Source organism: Bradyrhizobium sp. Ken64 (genome assembly GCF_055807555.1).
In genome coordinates this window covers 200,534-222,188 of record NZ_JBVVPA010000012.1, presented here as the reverse complement: position 1 = coordinate 222,188, position 21,655 = coordinate 200,534, and the positions used below count along the sequence as shown (strand labels likewise).

Annotated in this window: 19 protein-coding genes; 15 read left to right on the top strand and 4 right to left on the bottom strand. The window is 64.4% G+C overall.

What is annotated here, in order from left to right:
* The first annotated feature begins 331 nt into the window (after window positions 1-331).
* The gene (locus AC0L2F_RS21120) at window positions 332-1,468 is read left to right on the top strand and encodes a GNAT family N-acetyltransferase (RefSeq protein ID WP_007608616.1); all 1,137 of its coding nucleotides are present in this window, start codon (window positions 332-334) and stop codon (window positions 1,466-1,468) included.
* Window positions 1,469-1,497: 29 nt separating this feature from the next.
* On the opposite strand, the gene AC0L2F_RS21115 is transcribed toward AC0L2F_RS21120, so the two are convergent.
* On the bottom strand, window positions 1,498-2,721 hold the full coding sequence (locus tag AC0L2F_RS21115; RefSeq protein WP_063992940.1) for an FAD-dependent oxidoreductase: 1,224 nt from the start codon (window positions 2,719-2,721) through the stop codon (window positions 1,498-1,500).
* Between the two features lie 434 nt (window positions 2,722-3,155).
* Here AC0L2F_RS21115 and AC0L2F_RS21110 point away from each other — a divergent pair, with 434 nt between their 5' ends.
* From AC0L2F_RS21110 to AC0L2F_RS21100, 3 genes are all read left to right on the top strand, one after another.
* Window positions 3,156-4,502: a lipopolysaccharide biosynthesis protein gene (locus tag AC0L2F_RS21110; RefSeq protein WP_007608608.1), complete on the top strand. Its 1,347-nt coding sequence runs from the start codon at window positions 3,156-3,158 to the stop codon at window positions 4,500-4,502.
* Between the two features lie 306 nt (window positions 4,503-4,808).
* Window positions 4,809-5,984, top strand: a complete 1,176-nt coding sequence (locus AC0L2F_RS21105) for a glycosyltransferase family 4 protein (protein ID WP_473249716.1) — start codon at window positions 4,809-4,811, stop codon at window positions 5,982-5,984.
* 30 nt (window positions 5,985-6,014) lie between these two features.
* Window positions 6,015-7,550, top strand: coding sequence for a glucosamine inositolphosphorylceramide transferase family protein (locus AC0L2F_RS21100; RefSeq protein WP_473249715.1), 1,536 nt, complete (start codon window positions 6,015-6,017; stop codon window positions 7,548-7,550).
* 28 nt (window positions 7,551-7,578) lie between these two features.
* On the opposite strand, the gene AC0L2F_RS21095 is transcribed toward AC0L2F_RS21100, so the two are convergent.
* On the bottom strand, window positions 7,579-8,502 hold the full coding sequence (locus AC0L2F_RS21095) for a LysR substrate-binding domain-containing protein (protein WP_473249714.1): 924 nt from the start codon (window positions 8,500-8,502) through the stop codon (window positions 7,579-7,581).
* A 108-nt stretch (window positions 8,503-8,610) separates the two neighbouring features.
* Between AC0L2F_RS21095 and AC0L2F_RS21090 the strand changes: the two genes are divergently transcribed.
* The 11 genes from AC0L2F_RS21090 to AC0L2F_RS21040 all read left to right on the top strand — a co-directional run bounded on the left by AC0L2F_RS21090 (window position 8,611) and on the right by AC0L2F_RS21040 (window position 19,485).
* A complete protein-coding gene (locus AC0L2F_RS21090; RefSeq protein WP_063992943.1) occupies window positions 8,611-8,934 on the top strand; it encodes a Dabb family protein in 324 nt (107 codons plus the stop codon).
* Window positions 8,931-10,010, top strand: a complete 1,080-nt coding sequence (locus AC0L2F_RS21085) for a maleylacetate reductase (protein ID WP_473249713.1) — start codon at window positions 8,931-8,933, stop codon at window positions 10,008-10,010. The genes AC0L2F_RS21090 and AC0L2F_RS21085 overlap by 4 nt, the downstream gene beginning before the upstream one ends.
* Window positions 10,011-10,014: 4 nt before the next feature.
* Complete coding sequence (locus AC0L2F_RS21080; RefSeq protein ID WP_473249712.1) at window positions 10,015-11,388, top strand: amidohydrolase family protein; 1,374 nt, start codon at window positions 10,015-10,017, stop codon at window positions 11,386-11,388.
* 20 nt (window positions 11,389-11,408) lie between these two features.
* Window positions 11,409-12,311, top strand: coding sequence for an NAD(P)-dependent oxidoreductase (locus AC0L2F_RS21075; RefSeq protein ID WP_473249711.1), 903 nt, complete (start codon window positions 11,409-11,411; stop codon window positions 12,309-12,311).
* Window positions 12,312-12,326: 15 nt separating this feature from the next.
* Window positions 12,327-13,211, top strand: a complete 885-nt coding sequence (locus tag AC0L2F_RS21070) for an intradiol ring-cleavage dioxygenase (protein ID WP_473249710.1) — start codon at window positions 12,327-12,329, stop codon at window positions 13,209-13,211.
* Between the two features lie 56 nt (window positions 13,212-13,267).
* A complete protein-coding gene (locus AC0L2F_RS21065) occupies window positions 13,268-14,662 on the top strand; it encodes an FAD-linked oxidase C-terminal domain-containing protein (RefSeq protein WP_473249709.1) in 1,395 nt (464 codons plus the stop codon).
* Window positions 14,659-16,185 carry a sugar ABC transporter ATP-binding protein gene (locus tag AC0L2F_RS21060; protein WP_473249708.1) on the top strand — a complete coding sequence of 509 codons (1,527 nt, stop codon included), beginning with the start codon at window positions 14,659-14,661 and terminating at the stop codon, window positions 16,183-16,185. The genes AC0L2F_RS21065 and AC0L2F_RS21060 overlap by 4 nt, the downstream gene beginning before the upstream one ends.
* Window positions 16,178-17,128 (top strand): ABC transporter permease, encoded by a 951-nt coding sequence (locus AC0L2F_RS21055; RefSeq protein ID WP_473249707.1) that lies wholly within the window; start codon window positions 16,178-16,180, stop codon window positions 17,126-17,128. Before AC0L2F_RS21060 ends, AC0L2F_RS21055 begins: the two co-directional genes overlap by 8 nt.
* A complete protein-coding gene (locus AC0L2F_RS21050; protein ID WP_473249706.1) occupies window positions 17,125-18,102 on the top strand; it encodes an ABC transporter permease in 978 nt (325 codons plus the stop codon). Before AC0L2F_RS21055 ends, AC0L2F_RS21050 begins: the two co-directional genes overlap by 4 nt.
* Before the next feature lie 42 nt (window positions 18,103-18,144).
* The gene (locus AC0L2F_RS21045; protein WP_473249705.1) at window positions 18,145-19,119 is read left to right on the top strand and encodes a sugar ABC transporter substrate-binding protein; all 975 of its coding nucleotides are present in this window, start codon (window positions 18,145-18,147) and stop codon (window positions 19,117-19,119) included.
* Between the two features lie 78 nt (window positions 19,120-19,197).
* Window positions 19,198-19,485 carry a YciI family protein gene (locus tag AC0L2F_RS21040; RefSeq protein WP_007608578.1) on the top strand — a complete coding sequence of 96 codons (288 nt, stop codon included), beginning with the start codon at window positions 19,198-19,200 and terminating at the stop codon, window positions 19,483-19,485.
* 178 nt (window positions 19,486-19,663) lie between these two features.
* Here AC0L2F_RS21040 and AC0L2F_RS21035 read toward each other — a convergent pair whose 3' ends face one another.
* Both AC0L2F_RS21035 and AC0L2F_RS21030 read right to left on the bottom strand, forming a co-directional pair.
* A complete protein-coding gene (locus AC0L2F_RS21035; protein ID WP_473249704.1) occupies window positions 19,664-20,656 on the bottom strand; it encodes an ABC transporter ATP-binding protein in 993 nt (330 codons plus the stop codon).
* On the bottom strand, window positions 20,653-21,642 hold the full coding sequence (locus AC0L2F_RS21030) for an ABC transporter ATP-binding protein (RefSeq protein ID WP_007608575.1): 990 nt from the start codon (window positions 21,640-21,642) through the stop codon (window positions 20,653-20,655). Before AC0L2F_RS21030 ends, AC0L2F_RS21035 begins: the two co-directional genes overlap by 4 nt.
* Window positions 21,643-21,655 lie beyond the last annotated feature (13 nt).

Sequence of the window (21,655 nt, the reverse complement as noted above, 5' to 3'; positions counted from 1 at the left end):
CCGAACGCTGCCGCGTCCACCGCAAGCCCGGCTCGCGAACGTGACGACCACAAGATCGCCCCTCAAGGATGAGCCGGAATGGGCGACATATACGCCATTTCCGAATTTCGGTAAAGGGGAATATTTTTGACAAGAGGGGTTGACGCCGTCGTGGCTGTTTCGGCCGCGAGGCCCCTCGATCAGGAATTTTACGGTTTGGTAACCATACGAGCCTTGCTCGAAGGATTAATGCAAATCACACGCCGCCGGTGTCTCCGCCGTAACGACCCTGCTATAGAGCGTAGATCCGGCTCCATCGACCATCCCGAGCCATCTGTTTTCTTGGTTGCGTATGAACAGACCTAGCAACACATTCGACATCGCCATCGAGCAGGGATTCGACTTCCTGTCGCCGGACTACGCAGAGCTCTTTGACAACTCGGCGGCCACCGCGTTCCAGCATCCGCTCTGGCTCGACACCCTCTACACCAGGCTCGCGTCTCATGCGGGCGCAACTCCTCTGGTTGTCGTGGTCCGCCACCGCGCGACGGGCGCCCTTGCGATGGTGCTGCCCTTGCTGCGGATCCGGCGCGGCCCGATACGGACCGTCGAATTCGCCGACCTCCGCGTTTCCGACTATCTGGCGCCGGTGTGCAGCCCGCAGGTATTTTCCGAGCTGCTCAAGGACGAGAGTGCGTGCGCAGAGCTCCGGTGCCTCGTCCGCCCGTTCGATCTGCTCCGGATGACCAAGCTGCCGGACGGACGGCTTCCGATCGAGAACCTTCTGGCTGCGCCCCGCCGCATAGCGATGGAGACCAATGCCTACGCCACCGTTCTCGTCGCGCCGTTCGAGCAATGGCGCGCCAGTGCGTTGGATCGTTCCTACCAGAAGGAGCTCGCAAAGAAAGCCCGGCAGCTCCAGAAGAAGGGGGACTTGAGTTTTTCATCCTGCAGCGACAGCGCCTCCGTCATCGAGGTGCTGGATGTCATGAGGAAATTTCGCGGGCCGCGCTTTCAGGCACATGGCGACGGCGATCTGCTCCAGCGCGCCGAATATTACGGCTTCTATTCTGACGTGGCGCACCGCGGCCTCGGCTCCTTTGTCCGGCTCTATGCGATGAAGATGAACGGCGAGGTAATCGCGGCCGTGCTCGGACTCTGCCATCAAGGCAGCTTCCTCGTGATCATGGGCGCCTTCGACATTGCCGGATACAAAAGCCAGTCCTTGGGCGCACTGATGTTCGAGCAGGTGGCGAAGGATTGCATCGAGCGCGGGGATCGGATGCTCGATTTCACCATCGGCGACGAGCCCTACAAGAAGCAGTTCGGCGCGCAGCCTTCGCCGATGTGGACGGTCACGCAGGCCGGCAGCACCGTGGGCGCCATTTCCTTGTTCGCGCTGAAACAGGCTCCCTGGCTCAAACTGGCCGCCAAGCGAATGTCGGAATTCAGGTTCCTGCCGACCCGAACTTCAACGCCCACGCGCTGACCGGTGCGAGGCGCCGACAGGTGCGACTCTCAGGCGCGTAGCGCGCTTCGAACATGTGCAAGCCAGCCCGGCCGCATCTGATCGACCCGGTGGGTGATCCTGCGTCGCAGGAAGTGCAGCCGCCGCCGCACGTCCCAGCCGATATCGTTGCGGGACGTCAGGGCCTGCCGGAAGTGCGCCATCTTCAGTGATTGCTGGTCCGCCGCGACCTTGTCGGGATCAGAATAGAATTCCGAAATCTTGTCCCGGCTCATGCCCTCGGTCACTAGCCAACGCGGCGCATATTCGGTGCAGAGGCGGTCGACGTCGACCAGCAGGCGGGCAACGCCCGTGCCGGCGGCAGGGCAATTGGTCTGGAACGCATCGCCGATGAGAACGACGCCGGGCTGGAGATGTCCTTCCACGACCGACAGGTCCATCACCCAATTCTGCACCCGGTCGGTCACGTGGAAGTCGCCGAGGTAAGGCCGCAATCCGGGCAGCAGGCGCAGAACCGTCGCTTCCGGTTCGCGACGCAGCTCGCGCATGATCGGATCGGTCGGGTCGCGGAACATGAAGAGATTTGCCCGCATGCCGGCACGCACGGGAAACAGGCTGAGATAATCGATGCCATCCGCCGTGCGCTCGCCGTAACAGGTCAACGCCTCGAAGTCGAACGGCGCATCATCCCGGCGGGCGATCGTGAAGCCGAACGAGACCGAATGGCGCTCCGCCAGCACGCGCCGCTTGATGCCGAGCTTGTAGCCGAGAACGCCCGCCATGCCCGTGGCCAGCACGACGAGGCGCGCAGTTATACGCCGTCCGGACGCAAGCTCGACATGCTGAGCATCGTCGCTGCATTTGACGGCCGTGACCTCGTCGACGATCAGGCTCGACGGATCAGGCAATTGACTGCGCGCCATGGCGACGAGATCCGCATATGGAAGTCCGTAAGCCCGGCCGACGCTGACATCGACCACCTTGCCTTCCCTGATATTGAGCACCTGGTCATATCTGCAGGCTACCTTGTCGAGCGCGTCGAGGAAGCCCAGCTTGCGCAACATCTCCAGCTGATGGCCGCCGATTTTCTCGACCCGGAACTCGTCCGGATGGATCGCGCGCTTGTCGACGAGAGCGACACGATGCCCCGACCGCGCGAGCACGGCCGCCGCGAGCGAGCCCGCGAGGCCGCCGCCAACGATCGCGATGTCGGCGACGATCGTCAAAGGGCCGGCTGCGGCAATCGGCTCGGTCACGTTGCTATCCGCCGTCATGGTCCAGGCTCCCACGGTCAACGATGATTACCCGTGCAATTCTCTCGCCTGATCCCGCATCGCGGGACCAAACGCGATCATTTCTCGATATCTCGGTTAATGCAGCGGAGACCTGCCCGGCCCGATGAGATCCGGCACGCGCCTTGCTCGGGATGACCAATCCCGGCGAGCCAATCCGCATTCCAGCGGCCCGTCTCGCCTCATTGGCCGTCGATGCGGCGCCATGCCGCCACGCGATCGGGCCGCACTTTGCTCTATCTGGGACAATGGGGTCAGCGCTGTTCCATAGTGAAGCAACAGGCATGGCCGCGAGGTCGCCGCGGCCGGCAGGATCATGGAGGCCGTCCATTAACACTCGCGGTTTTTCGGCATGCTAGGCTGTCGCAGGTAATCGGAAAGTGTCTCTTCAGGGAAAGTTGCCTCGTTAAGTTTTCATGATCGAATCCATCGTCCAGTTCATGCGGCGCGACGTGACGCGCGGTGTTGCCGGAACCATCCTTCTCAAGGTTGGCAGCGGCGCGCTTGCGTTCGCATTGTTCTCGCTTGCGGCACGAACGATGTCGCCCGATGGGTTCGGCATCTTTGCGACCTGGCTTTCGGTAGCCCAGATGGCGGCGGTCGTCGGACTGGTGGGCCAGGAATCGCTGCTGGTGCGATTCCTGAACGAGTATCGGGTGGGAAATCAGCCCGATCTCACCAAAGGCGTGCTGCTGTCGAGCCTCAAAATTTCCTCCGTCGCGATGTTGATTGCGATCGGCGCAATCGCGATCGGCGCGAACATCAAAGGCGCCTCGTGGCTGCTGGTTCTCGCGGTGTCGGCCTACACTGCCGTGAATGCGGGACTGATGCTTGGCAGCCAGATCGCACGCTCTCTGGTCAGCATTCTCATGGGCGAAGGAAACAGGGAGTTCTTCTGGCGCGTCAGCGTCGTGCTGTTCCTGCTCGCAATCATGTTCGGCCATCGCCAGCTCGATCCCGCCGAATTGATCGCTGTGATGACGATCGCCATGTCGGTCGGACTGATTGCACAGATCATCGCGATTGCGCGAGTTCTGCCGGATTTCCGCGGCACGGCGGCGGGGTCCGAGACGTCGCGCTGGAGATCGAGCGCGCTTCATTTCTGGGCCGCATCCATCCTCGAAGCCGCGAACCAGTATTTCGACGTCATTCTGGTCTACTGGATGCTGGACCCGGCGACCGCCGGAATTTACTTTGCCGCTTCGCGCCTGGCCAACATCTTCGCCATGCTGTCGGCCGCACTGTACAGTTTTGGCGCACGTCGGCTCCCGTCGCTGTACTTCAGCAAGAATCACCGGGAATTCGAGCGAACGTTGCGGCTCATGGCGGAAGTGACCGCGGTGTGCGTGGTCAGCGGACTTCTCCTGATCTGGGTTGGAGGTCCCCATCTGCTCAACCTGTTCGGGCCGCATTTCGCTGCGCAGCACTGGGTCTTGATCGTGCTCGCGATCGGAACGGCGTTCCAGGCGGCGGGCGGTCCGTCTGCGGCGATCTTGCAGCTGACCGGCTATGAGCGCGAGTATGTCCCCGTGATCGCCGGGAACGTAGCGCTGCGGCTGGTGGGATTTCTCGTCCTCATTCCCTGGCTCGGCGTTCTTGGCGCCGCGATCTCGGCCACTGTGTCGCTGGCGCTCGCGACCATCGCCCTCAACATCCTCTGTCGCCGGCGAACCGGGGTCGATCCTTCGATTCTGGGCCTCTTGCGCTTCTCGGCATCCAAGCCTAGCGCCTACGCGGTCCGTGGTGCTGACTCCGGCGAATAGAGCGTCAGGACATGTCGCCCGTGTCCCGCATGAAGGAGAGCGCACCGGCAGCCGTCAGCGCACCGGCAGAGTCGCTTTCGCACGCTCTCAGTGGGCCCGCTCCAACCCAAATATCGATGGTTAATCGGCGGCTACCCGCGTCCTCTTCACTCCGTCGGAAACGAGCGGAATTCCCTCGTGAACGACGCCCTTGCGGCAGGGCACGCATTAACTCCGTTTCTTGCTAGTCGGTGTCCGCGCGATGCCCGCATGGTAGATACGGAGTTAAGAAGGTGAAAAATTCGTTTCTCTAGTGGGTCGGGATCCGTGCTCCATTATCAGCCAAGCAAGGCGTTGGGCGAGACGACTGCGACGGCACTCCCGCCGCCCAACGGTAGCGGACCAAAGCTGCACGTGCTTCTCGTGCAGACCCAGGCCGAGAACGCCGGTGCGCAGGAGATCTCGCGCCTGCTTGGCGCCGGGCTGACCGCCCGCGGTTATCGCGTCACCAATCTGTTCTTTTTCCGCAAGTCGGATTCCTTCGATGAGCCGCCCGACACGATCTATTGCGCGTCGAGCCGGCCGGGAAATCCGCTGGCGCTGCTGCAAATGCTGTGGACGCTCGGCGGCCATATCAGGGCCACCAGGCCCGACGCCGTTCTGACGTTTCAGCACTTCGGCAATGTCATCGGCGCCGGCGTGGCGCGCCTGATCTGCCGCGCGCCTGTCATCGCCAATCAGGTTTCATCCGCGCTGTCGATGAGCTGGCCGGTCCGGATGGCCGACATCGTCATGGGCAGCCTCGGCTTCTTCGACCGCATCACGCTCAACTCGCTGGACATGCAGCGCGAGTATTCGCGCTACCCCAGGGCCTATCGCGCGCGCATGGTGCACGTCCCGCACGGCTTCGACGACAAGGCCCTCACCCTGACGAAGCAAGCCGCGCGACAGAAATTCAACCTGCCGCCGGATCGCACCCTGCTCGGCTGCGCAGCAAGATTGCACCCGCACAAGCGGCTCGACGCGGCGATACGTCTGTTGCCGGATCAACCCTCCTGGCACCTCGCACTGGCCGGCCAGGGAGCCGACGAGGCCCGGCTGCGGCAGTTGGCGGATGAACTGAAAGTATCGGACAGGCTGCATCTGCTCGGCGAAATCACCCCGCGCCAGATGGCGGAGTTTCTCGCCGCTCTCGACGTGTTCGTATTTCCGACGCAGGCGGAGACCTTCGGCCTGGCCGCTGTCGAGGCCGCAAACGCCGGCGTTCCCTCGGTCGTCACCGATCTCCCGGTCTTGCGCGAGGTCTTGTCCGTCGAAGGAAAACCGACAGCGCTGTTCGTCGATGCCTCCGATCATGCCAAGCTGTCGGCCGCCGTCTCCAGGCTCCTGACGGACCAACGACTGAGCGACGAGCTGCGACAAAACGCCAAAGGTCTGAAGCTGCGCTATTCAGTGGACGCCATGGTGGAGGAATACGTTCGGATTCTCGGCCAGGTCATTTGATCGGGACGCATTGAAACGGATCGGCTCGGCATGACCATCGAGTTTCGCTGTGAAATTGAGCATGCGCGGCGGTGGATGGGCCGCGAGACGCTGTCGATCGACGACCGGGATGTCCCGGTCCAGATCGCATGGACGGCAACGGCGGAGCCGCGGCCGACGGGTCTCGACATGCTGTTCGAGCTGGAACGTTTGGTGTTGCACAAGGGCAAGCACAGCGGCACCGACAGGCTGAACGTCAGTCGGGACCGGATGCAGGCTCGCGCCGGCACGCCAGACGTGATCGTCGATTTCACAGGTGCCGCGCGGGATCCGAACTGCTCGGCCCGGCAGTATCTCCGTCCGCTGTTCAATGGAGCCGCAGGCGAAAACGCAGCCCTTGCCGCCATCCTCGCCGGCGATCTGCCGGTGATCGAAATCGTCGACGAGGTCGACGGCGCAGTCCTCGATCGCGGCCACCCCTCCGCGGAAATCGCGGCCGGTCTGAGCGGCGCGCTCGAGACGGTCATGGCCCGAACCCTGACCATGGTGGCGGCCATCCTGTCGGGACGGCCGCGCATCGTGCCGCAGCTGGCACGCCCCACCCGAGCCGGCAACGGCCGCCCGCCGGCGGCGTACGTTGCGCGCGGCCTCGCGATATCGATCGCCAAGGAGATCTATCGCCTCTGCTGCTATGCCCCGCATTGGCATGTCGGATGGCGTTTCAATGATGGTGCCGGCGTCTGGCAGACCGGAGATCTGTCAGGGCCCCGCTGGAACGTCCTTGCCGATCCCGGAAACCACTTCTACGCCGATCCTTTCCCCATCACGTGGCAGGGAAGAGCATTTGTCTTCTTTGAAGATCTCGATCACCGGGTTGGGAAAGGAATCATTTCCGCGATCGAGTTCGATGGCGCGGGCCCGGTTGGAGCTGTCGTCCCCGTTCTGGAGGAGCCCTGGCACCTCTCCTATCCGTTCCTGATCGAGGACGACGGCGCGTTGTGGATGATCCCGGAGAGCTCGACCAATGGGGACGTCGCCATCTACAAATGCGTTCGGTTTCCGGACAAATGGGAGCGGCACGCGACGCTGCTTTCGGGCGTCGAGCTGGCCGATGCCACGATCACGCGACACAACGGCCTGAATTATCTGTTCGGAGCCTGGCGCGACGGCACCGGCGGCTATTCGGATTCGCTGGCGATCTATTACGCAGAGCACCTCATGGGCCCGTGGTTGCCGCATGCCAGCAACCCGGTCCTGATCGACCGCGCGAGCGCGCGGCCGGCAGGGAATTTCGTCACCATCAATGAGCGATTGTGGCGACCGGTCCAGGATTGTGCCGAGGGATACGGCGCAGCGCTCGCCCTGGCGGAAATCGTCGAACTGTCACCGACGACGTTCAAGCAGATCGTCCGTCACTCCCTGCGGCCCGGACCGGCATGGCCCGGCAGGAAGTTGCACACCTTGAACCGCTGCGGCCGGCTCGAGGTGATCGACGGATCGCGTGTCCAACCCAAGACACGTGCTTTCGGAGGCAAATTTCCATCGGCCGTTTTGTCGCCGCGAACCAGTCCCTCTACCGCCAGCTAGCGCGGATGGCTGAATTCGAAAATGTCGCTCACTTCGCCGCGTCGATCCAGATCCCCGGCAGCGAATGCTCGCGGATATGGGTGACCAGGAAGTCGGAAAAGACCCTGATCTTGGCCGGCAGTCCGGCACGGTTCTGGTAGGCGATGTTCATCGTGAGCAGCGGCAGCTCCCACTCCGACAGGACCGGGACGAGACGGCCCGCCGCGATATCGCTTTGCACGATGTAGAGCGGCTGGATGAGAATGCCGAGCCCCGCCAGTGCAGCGCCGCGGATGACCTGGCCGTCATTGCTGTCGAGCGTCGGCGTGATGCGAACAGTCTGCGCGCCGTTGCCTTTGCGCAGGCGCAGCGAATAGGGATCGTTGGCGAGATTGTAGACCAGCATGTTGTGACGCGCGAGATCGACCGGCTGCTCCGGCTCGCCGCAGCTTGCGAGATATGACGGCGAAGCAGCGAGCACCCGCCGCATCTGGCCGATGCGGCGGACGATGATGTTCGAATCCGGCTCCTGCTCGCGCGTCCTGATCGCCACGTCGATGCCGGCCTCGATGAAATCGGAGTACCGGTTGGCGGTGGTGATCTGCATATTGAGCTTCGGATAGCGCGCGCGGAAGGCGGGCAGCATCGGCGCCAGATAGATCACCGCAAAGGACAGCGAGCTCGTCACCCGCAGCATGCCCTGCGGCGACAGCGCGCGATCACTGACGATGTCCTCGGCCTCCGCCAATTCGCTCAAGACGCGACTGGAGCGCTCCAGCAGTTCCTGCCCCGCCTCCGTCAACCACAGCCGACGAGTGTTGCGCTCGATCAGCCGCACCGCAAGACGCTCCTCGAGCGCGCTGAGATGGCGGCTCGCGGCAGCATTCGACATGCGCAGGGCTTCGGCAGCTTTGGACAGGCTGCCGAGCTCGGCCGTCTTGGCGAACACTTCCAACTGGAGCAGGCGGTCCATTTTTTCGCAAACAGGAAAAGAGACTTACGATTATTGAGCTTTATTTCCGTATCCCGCAAGTCAAGATAGCCCAAACACAAGCAAGATGGCAGGCGAGGAAACAGGGAAATGTCGGGCCCGATCAGGCACATCGTGATGTGGCGGCTGCGCGGGGAGACGCTCGCGGAGCGTTCCGCCGCCCGGGTCAAGGTCAAGTCCCTGTTTGAGGGGCTGCGCGGCCGGATCGACGGCCTCACCCATATCGAGGTCGGCCTCGATGTCAGCGATGTCGACTACGCCTGCGACGTCGTTCTGTTCTCCGAATTCACGGACCACGCTGCGCTCCAGGCCTACGCCACCCACCCGGAACATTTGCGCGTGCGCGAGGCGCTGGGCGACTTGCGGATCGGACGCTTCCAGGTCGATTATCCCATCAAAGAGACCGGCGCATGATCGGTACATTCACCTTTGAAAACCTGCCCTGCCGCGTCGTGTTCGGCAGCGGAACGCTTGCCTCGGCCAAGGCCGAAGTCGAGCGGCTCGGCGGCAAGCGCGCGCTGGTGCTGACGACGCCGCAGCAGGAGACGCAAGGCAAAAGCCTGGGCGCGGCACTCGGTCCGCTCTACGCCGGCATTTTTCCGGGCGCGACCATGCACACGCCGGTCGAGGTCACGGAGCGGGCGCTCGCGGCGATGAAGGCGTGCGAGGCCGACTGCGTCATTTCCCTCGGCGGCGGCTCGACCACCGGGCTCGGCAAGGCACTGGCCTTGCGCACCGGGATCAACCAGCTCTGCATTCCCACCACCTATGCCGGCTCGGAGATGACGCCGATCCTCGGCCAGACCGAGAACGGACTAAAGACCACGGTACGCGACGCCGCCATCCTGCCCGAGACGGTGATCTACGATGTCGATCTCACTTTGACGCTGCCGGCGAGCCTGGCCGCGACCTCCGGCATCAACGCGATCGCGCATGCGGCCGAAGCGCTCTACGCGCGCGACACCAATCCTGTCACGTCGCTGATGGCAGAAGAGGGCATTCGCGCTTTGGCACGTGCCCTGCCCGCGATTGCCGCGAAAAGCGATGATCGTGAGGCCCGCACCGAAGCGCTGTATGGTGCCTGGCTGTGCGGCGTCTGCCTCGGCACCGTCGGCATGGCGCTGCATCACAAGCTCTGCCACACGCTCGGCGGCACCTTCGACTTGCCCCATGCCGAGACCCACACCATCGTGCTGCCGCACGCGCTGGCCTACAACGCCCCGGCCGTGCCCGACGCGATGGCGCGGATCTCGCGTGCAATCGGCGCCGCCGATGCATCGCAAGGACTTTTCGAGTTCGCCAAGCGCCTGGGTGCGAAGGTCGCATTGCGCGACATCGGCATGCCCGAAGGCGGCATCGACAAAGCTGCCGACCTCGCCGTCACCAACGCCTACTGGAACCCGCGCCCGCTCGAACGCGACGCCATCCGCGATCTGATCGCGCGCGCCTGGGCCGGCGAGCCGCCCGGCGTCACCAAAGCGGTGGCTTGATTCGATGCGGCGCACGCTGATCAAATCCGCGCTCATCATCAGCATGGATGACGCGATCGGCGATTTACCTCGCGGCGACGTGCTGATCGAGGGGAGCCGCATCGTTGATTTGCGTCCATCGATCGACATCGGCGGCGGCGCGACTGAGACCGAGATCGTCGACGGCGCCGGCCGCATCGTCATCCCCGGCCTGATCAACGCCCATATGCACACCTGGCAGACGGGCTTGCGCGGCTATGCCGCCAACTGGACGCTGCTGGAATATTTCCGCCGCATGCATGCCGGGTTCGCAACGGTGTTCCGGCCCGAGGACATCTATATCGCGAGCTTGGTGGGCGCGCTGAACCAGATCAACCAAGGTACCACCACGCTGGTCGACTGGTGCCACAACAATCCGACGCCCGATCATACCGACGCCGCCGTGCGCGGCCTGATCGAGAGCGGTATCCGCGCGGCCTTCTTCCACGGCTCGCCCAAGCCCGAGCCGAAACCGGGCGAGCCACATTTCTCGGAGATCCCGCATCCACGCCATGAGGTCGAGCGACTGCTGGCGGGGCCCCTCGCCGACCGCGACGGCCTCGTCACGCTTGGGCTCGCCATCCTCGGCCCGCACTATTCGACGCTCGATGTCGCCATGCACGATTTCCGCATGGCGCGCGAGTTCAAGCTGATCGCATCGATGCATCAGGGCGGTGGTCCCGCCAAGACGCCCGGTGGCTGGGAGAAGCTGATCGGGGCCGGCCTCGTCGGCGCGGGCACCAACATCGTCCATGGCAACGATCTGCCGGACGATCTGCTGGACCGGATGGTTGATCTCGGCGTCTCCTTCTCGGTGACGCCGGAGAACGAGATGATCCAGGGCCACGGCTTTCCGATCACCGGACGGCTGCTCAAGCGCGGCGTGCGGCCGACCATCGGCATCGATCTGGAATCCGTGCTGGCCGGCGACCTCTTCTCCGCCGCGCGCGTTGCGCTCTCGATGCAGCGGGCACTCGACAACACCGAGTCGCGCAAGGCCAGCGGCACCATTCCGGCCACGACCACGATCCCCGTCCGCGAGGCGCTGCGCTGGATCACGACGGAAGGCGCCCGCATGCTCGGTCGCGAGGACCAGATCGGCTCGCTGACACCGGGCAAGCTCGCCGACCTCGTCATCATCGATTGCTCCGATCTCAACCTCGTCCCGGTGCACGATCCCGTTTCCACCGTAGTGATGCAGACGAGCCTTGCCAATATCGAGGCCGTGATGATCGGCGGCGTGTGGAAGAAGCGGAATGGTCGGCTGCTGGCCGACGGCCTGGAGGCGAAAAAGCAACTGCTCGTGCAATCCGGCCGGCGGCTGGTGCACGACATCGAACGACAGGGACAAGCCGCCTAAGGGCGTCAAGGACAACAACAATGACAGACGCTCCTAAAAACATCGCCTTCATCGGGATCGGCAAGATGGGCCTGCCGATGTCGGGACTCATCGCCAAAGCCGGTTACGCCGTGACCGCGTTCGACCGGAGCGCCGCACGGCTCGACGAGGCGCGCGCGCAAGGCATTTCGACTGCCGCTTCGCCGGCCGAGGCCGTGGGCGGCAAGGCCGCGATTGTCACGTCCTTGCCCGATGACGCTGCCTTGCGCAGCGCATTGCTCGGTCCCACCGGCCTCATCGCCGCGATGGCTGCCGGATCTGTCCTGATCGAGACCAGCACCGTGAGCGTCGAGGCTTCCGCAGAGGTCGACGCCACAGCACAGGCGCGCGGTGTCTTCTACCTGCGTGCGCCGGTCTCGGGCAATGCCAGCATCGTCCACACCGGCGCGCTGAGCTGCTTCATCTCGGGCCCGAAGGACGCCTACGAAAACGCAAAGCCGCTGCTCGCCGCCTTCACCCGCGCCCAGACCTATCTGGGGCCCAGTGAGGAAGCGCGATATGCCAAGCTCGCGGTCAATCTGATGATCGCGGTGTCGGCCGCGATGATGGCGGAGAGCCTGGCGCTGGCGCGCAAGGGTGGCATCGACTGGCAGGATATTCTGAAAGTTCTCGATGACAGCGCGGTCGCCTCACCGATGGTGAAATACAAAACCGCGCCGCTGCGTAACCGCGATTTCGACTCGACCTTCTCCTGCAGGCAGATGGCCAAGGATCTCGACTTGATCCTCGGCGCCGGCCACGCCGTCGGCGTGCCGCTTCAGCTCGCCGCCCAAGTGCGCGAGACCTATGGCTCGCTGGTCGCGCAGGGCGACGGCGACGCCGACTTCATCGCGACCGTCAAGCACATCGAGCGGCTGTCCGGCCTCGGCGAGCCCAAACTCTGAGTCACGGAGGCATCCATGCGCAATTTCAACGAGAACACGATCACCGACGCGGTGCTGCAGCGGATCGCGGGCGCGACCGATCCGCGGATCAAGCAGGTCAGCGAAGCGCTGGTGCGCCACCTTCATGCCTTCGTCCGCGAGGTGCGACCGACCCAGAAGGAATGGGAATACGGCATCGACTTCCTGACCCGCACCGGCCACATGTGCGACGACAAGCGCCAGGAGTTCATCTTGCTGTCGGACGCGCTCGGCGTATCCATGCTGGTCGACGCGATCAACCATCCGGTGCCGGAAGGCGCGACCGAAACCACGGTGCTCGGTCCGTTCTTCGTGCAGGCGTCGCCCGAGAAGAGCAACGGCGAGGACATCTCCGGTCCCATGGAAGGCGATCCGATGCTCGTCACCGGCTCGGTGTCGACCGTCGACGGACGACCGCTTGCCGGCGCCGTCGTGGACGTCTGGCATTCCGACGATGACGGCTATTACGACGTGCAGCAGCTCGACAAGATCGGCGACCTTGCGATGCGGGCGCGCTTCCACACCGACCAGAATGGCCGCTTCAATTTCTGGTCGATCAAGCCGGCTGCCTATCCGATCCCGCATGACGGCACGGTCGGCGACATGCTGGAGGTCCAGGGCCGCCATCCCTGGCGCCCGGCGCACGTGCATTTCATGATCTCGGCGCCCGGCTTCGAGCAACTCGTGACCCATGTGTTCGTGGCCGGCGACCAGTATCTCGACAGCGACGTGGTGTTCGGCGTCAAGGACAGCCTGATCCGAGAATTTGTGCGGTGCCCGCCCGGCCGTGCGCCCGATGGTCGCATGGTGGACAGCGAGTATTTTCACCTCAACTATGATTTCGGCCTGAAGCAGGTCGCTAGCAGCGCACGAGCCGCTTAAGCTGAACGACGGCGGACCAGACAAGGGTCCGACAACAAGGCAGACAGGGAGCAAGGATGGGACCGCGGGTCAGCACGAGCATATTGGCCGATCGCCTCGCAGGCATGATCGGCCCGCGCGCGAGCGTCGCGCGTGGCGTGCTCGATCAGCATGGGCAGAGCGAGTCGCATTATCGCAACCTGCCGCCCGACATCGTCGTCTTCCCTGAAACCACGCAGGAAGTCGCGGAGATCGTCAAGCTGTGCGCGGGCGCGAATATGCCCATCGTGCCGTTCGGCGCCGGGACCTCGCTCGAAGGCAATGCGGCCGCGGTCGCGGGCGGCGTCTGCTTCGACTTCGCACGCATGAACAAGGTGCTGATGGTGCACGAGAGCGACATGGACGTCGTCGTGCAGCCCGGCATCACGCGAAAGCAGCTCAATGCGGAGCTGCGCGGCACCGGACTTTTCTTTCCGATCGATCCCGGCGCCGACGCTTCGATCGGCGGCATGACGTCCACGCGTGCTTCCGGCACCATGGCGGTGCGCTACGGCACCATGAAGGACAATGTCATGGCGCTGGAGGTGGTACTGGCCGACGGCCGCGTGATCCGGACCGCCCGGCGCGCGCGCAAGTCAGCCGCCGGCTACGACCTGACGCGGATGTTCGTCGGTGCCGAGGGCACCCTCGGACTGATCACCGAGGTCACGCTGAAAGTGCATCCCGTGCCGCAGGCGATCTCGGCCGCGGTTTGCAGCTTCGACACCCTGCACAACGCCGTAGACAGCGCGATATCCATGATCCAGTCCGCGATCCCCGTGGCGCGTATCGAGCTGCTCGACGACGTCATGATGCGCGGCATCAACGCCTATGCGAAGCTCGGCTATCGCGAAGCCCCGACCCTGTTCTTCGAATTCCATGGTTCCGAGACCTCCGTCGCCGAGCAGGCCGAAGCCGCACAGGCCATTGCCGCCGACCATGGCGGAGATGGCTTTGCATGGGCCAAGGCGCCGGAGGACCGCAGCCGACTCTGGCACGCCCGCGACAACACGCTCTATGCGGGCCTGGGCCTGCGCCCCGGCGCGCGCGCCGTGATCACCGATGTCTGCGTGCCGATCTCGCGGCTGGCGGAATGCCTCACGGAGACCCGGCGCGACGCAGACGAGCATGGCTTTATCGCCCCTATCGTCGGCCATGTCGGGGACGGCAATTTCCACATGCTGATCCTGATTGATCCGGCAAGACCCGAGGAAGCCGAAGGTGCCCAGGCGCTCCAGGCCCGCATGGTCGCCCGCGCGATTGCCCTGGACGGCACCTGCACCGGCGAGCACGGCATCGGGCTCGGCAAGATTGACTATCTCACCGATGAGCTCGGCGAGGCCGTCGATGTGATGCGATCGATCAAGACCGCGCTCGACCCAGACGGACTGATGAATCCCGGAAAGATCTTTGCAAGCGGAGCGCAGGCATGAGCACCGCCGCACTGGCCGTCGAGCCCTCCTCGCCTGTCCCGCTCCTTGAGCTGCGCAGCATCAGCAAGGAGTTTCCCGGCGTCAAGGCGTTGGATGACGTGTCCTTTGCCGTCTTCCCCGGCGAAGTCCACATGCTATTAGGGGAGAACGGCGCCGGCAAGTCGAGCCTGATGAAGGTGCTGTGCGGGGCCTACCGCGCCGATGCCGGCGAGTTCTACCTCAAGGGCGAGAAGGTCGCTATCAATTCGGCCGCGGACGCGCAGAAGCTCGGCATTGCCGTGATCTTCCAGGAATTCTCCCTCGTCCCTCATCTCGATATCGCCCAGAACATCTTCCTTGGCCGCGAGCCGAAGGGCCGCATCCCCGGCACGATCGACCGCCGCAGGATTTTGGCCGACGCCGCGCGCGTGCTCGGTACGATCGGCTTCGAGATCGATCCCTCCACCATCGTCGACAAGCTGGGGGTGGCGCAGCAGCAGATGGTCGAGATCGCGAAAGCGATCAGCCAGAACGCCCGGATCCTCGTGATGGACGAGCCGACCGCGGCGCTGTCCGATCGCGAGACCGAGCTGCTGTTCGCGCTGATCGCGCGGCTGAAGGCCGACGGCGTCTCCATCGTCTACATCTCGCACCGCATGGCGGAGGTGTTCGCGCTCGGCGACCGCATCACGGTGCTGCGTGACGGCCGCCGCATCGACGGCGTCAAACCCGCCGACGTCACGCCGGACCAGCTCGTCCGCATGATGGTCGGTCGCAACGTCGACATGACCTATCCGCGCAATTTTGCCGACAAGCCCGGCGAAGTGCTGCTGGAGGTCAAGGGCCTGAGCGCCACCACCGGAATCTCGGACATCAACATCGAGGTGCGCCGCGGCGAGATCGTCGGCCTGTGTGGGCTGGTCGGCTCCGGTCGCAGCGAGGTCGCGCGCGCGATCTTCGGCGCCGATCCCGTGACATCAGGCGAGATCATCTTCGACGGCAAGACTATCTCCGGCGAACCCGACCTCGCCGCCCGCCGCGGCATTGCGCTGATCCCGGAGAGCCGCAAGAGCGAGGGCCTCGCGCTGTTGCGATCGGTGGGGGACAATCTGGTGGTGTCGGCGCTGCGAAAGCTGTTCCCGAGCGGTCTGTTCGACCAGCGCCGGGCACAGCGCACGTCCGACGGACTGATCCGTCAGTTGCGCATTGCGACGCCCAGCGCGCGCCAGACCGTCGGCCTGCTTTCCGGCGGCAATCAGCAGAAGGTCGTGATCGGCAAGTGGCTCGCCGCCGGCTCGAAACTTTTCATCTTCGACGAGCCGACCCGGGGCATCGACATCGGTGCCAAGGCCGAAATCTTCGCCCTCATCGACCGCCTTGTCGCAGAAGGCGCGGCGGCGTTGATGATCTCATCCGAACAGGTCGAGATCTGCCACGTCTGCGATCGCGCCTATGTGATGCGCGAGGGGCGCATCGCCGGGCACCTCACGCGCAACGAGCTGACAGAGGAGAACATCGTGCGACTGGGGATGCATCATGCGTGAGGCCGCGGTCGTCTCTCAACCCAATCCGCTGCAACGCATTCCCGGCGTTGCCATCGTGCTGGTGCTGCTGATCGCGCTGTTCAGCACGATCGCGCCCGGCTTCCTGTCGGTCGCCAACCTCTCCAACGTGCTGGTGCAGTCGACGATCCTGACCATGCTTGCGCTGCCGATGACCTTGATCATCATGACCGAGGGGCTGGACCTGTCGATGGGCGCGGTGCTGACGCTGACCTCGCTCTGCGTCGCGATCGTCTCGCTCACCACCCACTCGATGTTGCTCGGCCTCGGTGCCGGGCTCCTCGTCGGCGCGGCCTTCGGTTTCGCCAACGGCTGGCTGGTTGCCATCGTGGGGATCCCGCCCTTCGTTGCGACCTTGGGCACGCTCGGCATGGCGCAAGGCCTGTCGCTAATCGTCAGCGACGGTCAGAGCGTGGTCGGCATCCCCCACAGCGTGCGCGACATCTATTCGGCGACGCTTCTCGGCGTGCCCGTGCCGATCGTGATGGCACTCGTCACCTATGCGGCCTTTCACGGCCTGCTCTATCATACCCGCTTCGGCACCTATATCTTCGCGCTCGGCGGCAACCGCGAGGCACTGCGCTATGCCGGCCTGTCACCCAACCGGCTGCTGATCGCGGTCTATGCGATCGGCGGCGCCATGGCCGGCATCGCCGGCCTGCTGATGACGGCGCGGATGAATTCAGGTCACCCGACCGCCGGCCTCGGTCTCGAATTCGATGCGATTGCGGCCGTCGCCGTCGGCGGCACGTCGTTCGAGCGCGGCAATGGCTGGCTGCTCGGCACGCTGCTCGGCGTGCTCTCGGTCGGCGTGCTGCGCAACGGGCTGAACCTGATCTCGCTGCCATCCTCGGTGCAGGTCGCGAGCGTGGGCGTCCTCGTCATCATTGCCCTCTTTCTTGACGGCCTGCGGAGCCGCGCATGACCGACATCAGCAAAGACGCCATCGCGCCGCCCCGCTCGTTCCTGTCGCAGGATGCGATCCAGGTGTTCTATCGGCTGCTCGCGGCGCTGCTGATCTGTGCGGTGCTCGCCGTGCTCAGCGATTCCTTCCTGAGCCTCGGCAACATCCTCAATGTGCTCAGGCAGGCGAGCCTGACCTTCTTCATCGCCTCCGGCCTGACCCTGGTGGTGCTGACCGCGGGCCTCGATCTCTCCGTCGGCGCCAATGTCGCGCTGTCCGCCTGCATCGCCGGAACCGTGATCCACAAGACCGGCTCGCCGGCGCTCGGCATCCTCACCGGGCTTGCCTGCGGCGGCCTCGTTGGGCTCCTCAACGGCGTCATGGTCACCGCGCTGCGCATCCCCTCCTTCATCGCCACCTACGGCATGCTCTGGGTGCTGAACGGCCTCACCTATTGGTACATGGCGGGCGAAACCCTCCACGGCTTTCCGGCCGGCTTCCGCCAGATCGGCAGCGGCTATCTGTTCGGCCTGCCGATCCCGGTTTATCTGCTGCTGGTGTTCCTCGGCATCGGAACGCTGTTTGCGCAGCGAACGATCTGGGGCCAGGAGATCTATGCGATCGGCGCCAATCCGGTCGCGGCACGGCTCTCCGGCATTCCGGTCGCGCGCCGCCTGCTGCTGGTCTACGCCGTATCAGGCACCATGGCGGGGCTCGCCTCGATCATCTTCCTGTCGCGGCTGAATTCGGCTGAGGCCGACATCGGCGAAAGCCTGACGCTGCCCGCGATCGCCGCCGTGCTGATCGGCGGCACATCGCTGTTCGGCGGCGTCGGCACCGTGTTCGGCACTTTCATCGGCGCGCTGATCCTGACACTGGTGCTGAACGGCATGAACCTCTTGTCGGTCAGCGCCAACTGGCAGCCGCTGGTCACCGGCATCATCGTCATTCTCGCGGTCTGGCTCGACATGAAGACCCGCCGCCGCGCGCAATGAGTTCTTGAACGACCAACAAGCAAAACGAGGGATGGAGGCAACATGAAACAGAAACTGGGTTATTTGACGCTGCCGCTGCTGATGGCGGCCGTATTCACCACGCAAGCGCGAGCCGACGGCGAAACCATCGCCGTCTTCACCAAGAACCAGACCAACCCGTTCTTCCAGACGGTGCGGGTCGGCGCGGACAACATGGCGAAAACGCTGAACGCCAAGACGCTGCAGTACATCCCGACCAAGCCCGACAGCATTCCGGAGCAGCTCAGCCAAATCGAGGACGTCGTGGTGAAGAAGCCGAGCGCCATCGTCTTCACGCCGGTCGACTACAAGGCGATGGTGCCGGGTGTCGAGAAGATCAACGAGGCCAAGATCCCGGTCGTCAACATCACCGACCGCTCGGCCGGCGGCAAGTTCCTGTCCTTCGTCGGCGCGGACGATTACAGCCTCGGGCTCGAGACCGCGCGCTTCCTGCTCAAGACGCTGGGCGGCAAGGGCAACATCGTCATCATCGAGGGCGTCAAGGGTTCGCTGACCAATGTCGACCGCGTCCGCGGCTTCAACGACGCGCTGAAGGAGAATGCCAGTGCAAAACTGCTGGCCTCGCAGCCCGGCAATTACCAGCGGCTCCAGGCACTCCAGGTGATGGAGAATCTGATGCAGTCGAACGCGCAGATCGACGGCGTGCTCGCGGCCAACGACGCCATGGCCGTCGGCGCGATCGAGGCGCTCGACGGCGCCAATCGCAAGGCGCAGGTGATCGGCATCAACGGCACCAAGGAAGCGATCGACGCGATCAAGTCCGGCAAGCTGCTCGCGAGCGGCGACTACAACGGATTTTTTCAAGGCTGCCTCGGCACCATGATGGCGATCCGATCCCTGCGCAACCAGCCTGTCATCGCCGAGATCGTGCTGAAGCCGACCGTCATCACCAAGGACAATTACCAGCCGTTCGACGTGCCGCTGGAGCAACGGAGCTGCCCGACTTTCGAGGAAGCCAGCAAGCTCGGCGGCAAGTAAGTCAACACACCATCACGACAAACCCGGACGGCCGCTACCGCGGCCGTCCCAAGAAAACGGATATAAACGGAGACCATCATGCTGTTCGCCATTCACGCCCTCGACCGCGACGGCGCGCTGCCGACCCGGCTCGCCCATTACGATGCCCACAAGGCTTTCCTGAGCGACACCTCGCGCTTCGGCGTCAAGATCGTGATGTCGGGGCCGCTGGTCTCCGACGACGGCGAGAGGATGATCGGCAGCCTGTTCCTGATCGAGGCGCCCGGCCGCAGCGACGTCGAAGCCTTCAACCGAGCCGATCCGTTTGCGGCGGCCGGCATCTGGGATAAGGTCACGATCACCGGCTTCCTACGCCGCCAAGGTTGAAGGCGGCTCAACAAAAAACGCGAAAACAACCCCATGCACAGTAGAATGAGGTTGTTTTTACACATGAATTTTCATCGCAAACGTTTTTGACTCGTCGGGCAAAACAGGAGCAGAGTGCCATCCTTGCCCGATTGTCGCGCCTACGCCTCGATCCAGAGGATTGCCGCCGGCCCAACGGCTAGCCGCTCGCCACCGCTGCACTATCTTCGAGATGACAGGCCACCCACTGCTCGGGTCCACCCGCGCGCAATGTCGGCTCCTCGGTCCGGCAGCGATCGAACACGAGCGGGCAACGGGTGTGGAAGCGGCACCCGCTCGGCGGGTTGATCGGGCTTGGCACGTCGCCCTTGAGGATGATCGGATTGCGCTGGGCGCCAGGCTCCGGCAGCGGCACCGCCGAGAGCAGCGCCTTGGTGTAAGGATGCTTGGGCGCGGCGAAGATCTCGTAGCGCGGCGCCACCTCGACGATCTTGCCGAGATACATCACCGCGACGCGATGGGTCATGTGCTCGACGATCGCGAGATCGTGGCTGATGAACAGCAACGCCAGGCCGAACTCGCGCTGCAGATCCTGCAGCAGATTGACGATCTGTGCCTTGACCGAGACGTCGAGCGCCGACACGGCCTCGTCGCAGACGATCAGGTCGGGCTCGGCGGCGAGCGCCCGCGCGATGCCGATGCGCTGGCGCTGGCCGCCGGAGAATTCGTGCGGCCTGCGGTTCAGCGCCTCGCGCGGCAGACGCACGGTGTCCATCAGCGCCGTCACGCGGGTTTCGAGATCGATCGCAGATTTGGCGAGGCCGAAATTGCGGATCGGCTCGGCCAGGATGTCGCGCACGCGCATGCGCGGATTGAGGCTCGAGAACGGGTCCTGGAACACTACCTGCACGCGGCGGCGCATCTGGCGCATCGTGCTCGGATGGGCGTCATCGATACGTTGGCCGTCGAGGATGACCTGCCCTGCCGTGATGTCGAACAGGCGCAGGATCGCGCGGCCGACCGTCGATTTGCCGCAGCCGGACTCGCCGACCAGCGACAGCGTCTCGCCGCGCGCGATCTCGAACGACACGCCGTCCACTGCATAGACCCATTCGGACTTGCGGCTGAACAGGCCCTTTTTGACCGGGAAGTGCTTCTTGAGGTCGTTGACCTGGAGCAGCGGGGGACTCATGCCGCGACCGCTCCCTTGGCCGCATAGTGGCAGGCCGCGACGTGACGTGGCCCCTTCTCTTCGAGCCCCGGCGCATACTGCCGGCAGAGATCGGTCGCGAGCGCGCAACGCCCGGCGAAGACGCAGCCGACGATGGGCTTGCGAAGATCAGGCACCTGCCCCGGAATCTCTGCAAGCCGCCTCGCGCTGCCGGTCAGCGACGAGCCGAGCCGCGGCACTGCGCCGAGCAGGCCCTGCGTATAGGGATGACGCGGCGAACGGAACAGGTCCGCCACCGGCGCTTCCTCGACCTTGCGGCCGGCATACATGACCATGACGCGCTCGGCGATTTCGGCGACGACGCCGAGATCGTGGGTGATCAGGATGATCGCTGCGCCAACCCGGTGCTTGAGATCCAGCATCAATTTCAGGATCTGCGCCTGAATGGTCACGTCGAGGGCTGTGGTCGGCTCGTCGGCGATGAGAAGCTTCGGATTGCAGGCAAGCGCAATGGCGATCATGACGCGCTGGCGCATGCCGCCGGAGAGCTGGTGCGGATATTCGCGCACGCGACGCTTCGGCTCGGGAATGCCGACCAGAATCAACATCTCGATGGCGTGCGCCTCGGCGGCCTGCTTGTCCAGGCCCTGGTGGATCATCAGCGTTTCGCGGATCTGGCGGCCGACGGTCAGCACCGGGTTGAGGCTGGTCATCGGCTCCTGGAAGATCATCGAGATGTCGTTGCCGCGGATCGCGCGCATCTCGCGATCGGACATTTGCAGCAGGTCCTTGCCCGCGAAGCGGATGCTGCCGGCGATCCTGCCCGGCGGTTCCGGGATCAGCCGCATCAGCGACATCGAGGTTACCGACTTGCCGCAGCCGGACTCGCCGACGATGGCGAGTGTCTCGCCCTCGTTGACATGGAACGATACGCCTTCCACCGCGCGGTTGATGCCGCTGGGCGTGCGGAAGTGGGTTTGCAAATTCTCGACTTCGAGCAGTGCCATCGCGATCAGCCCC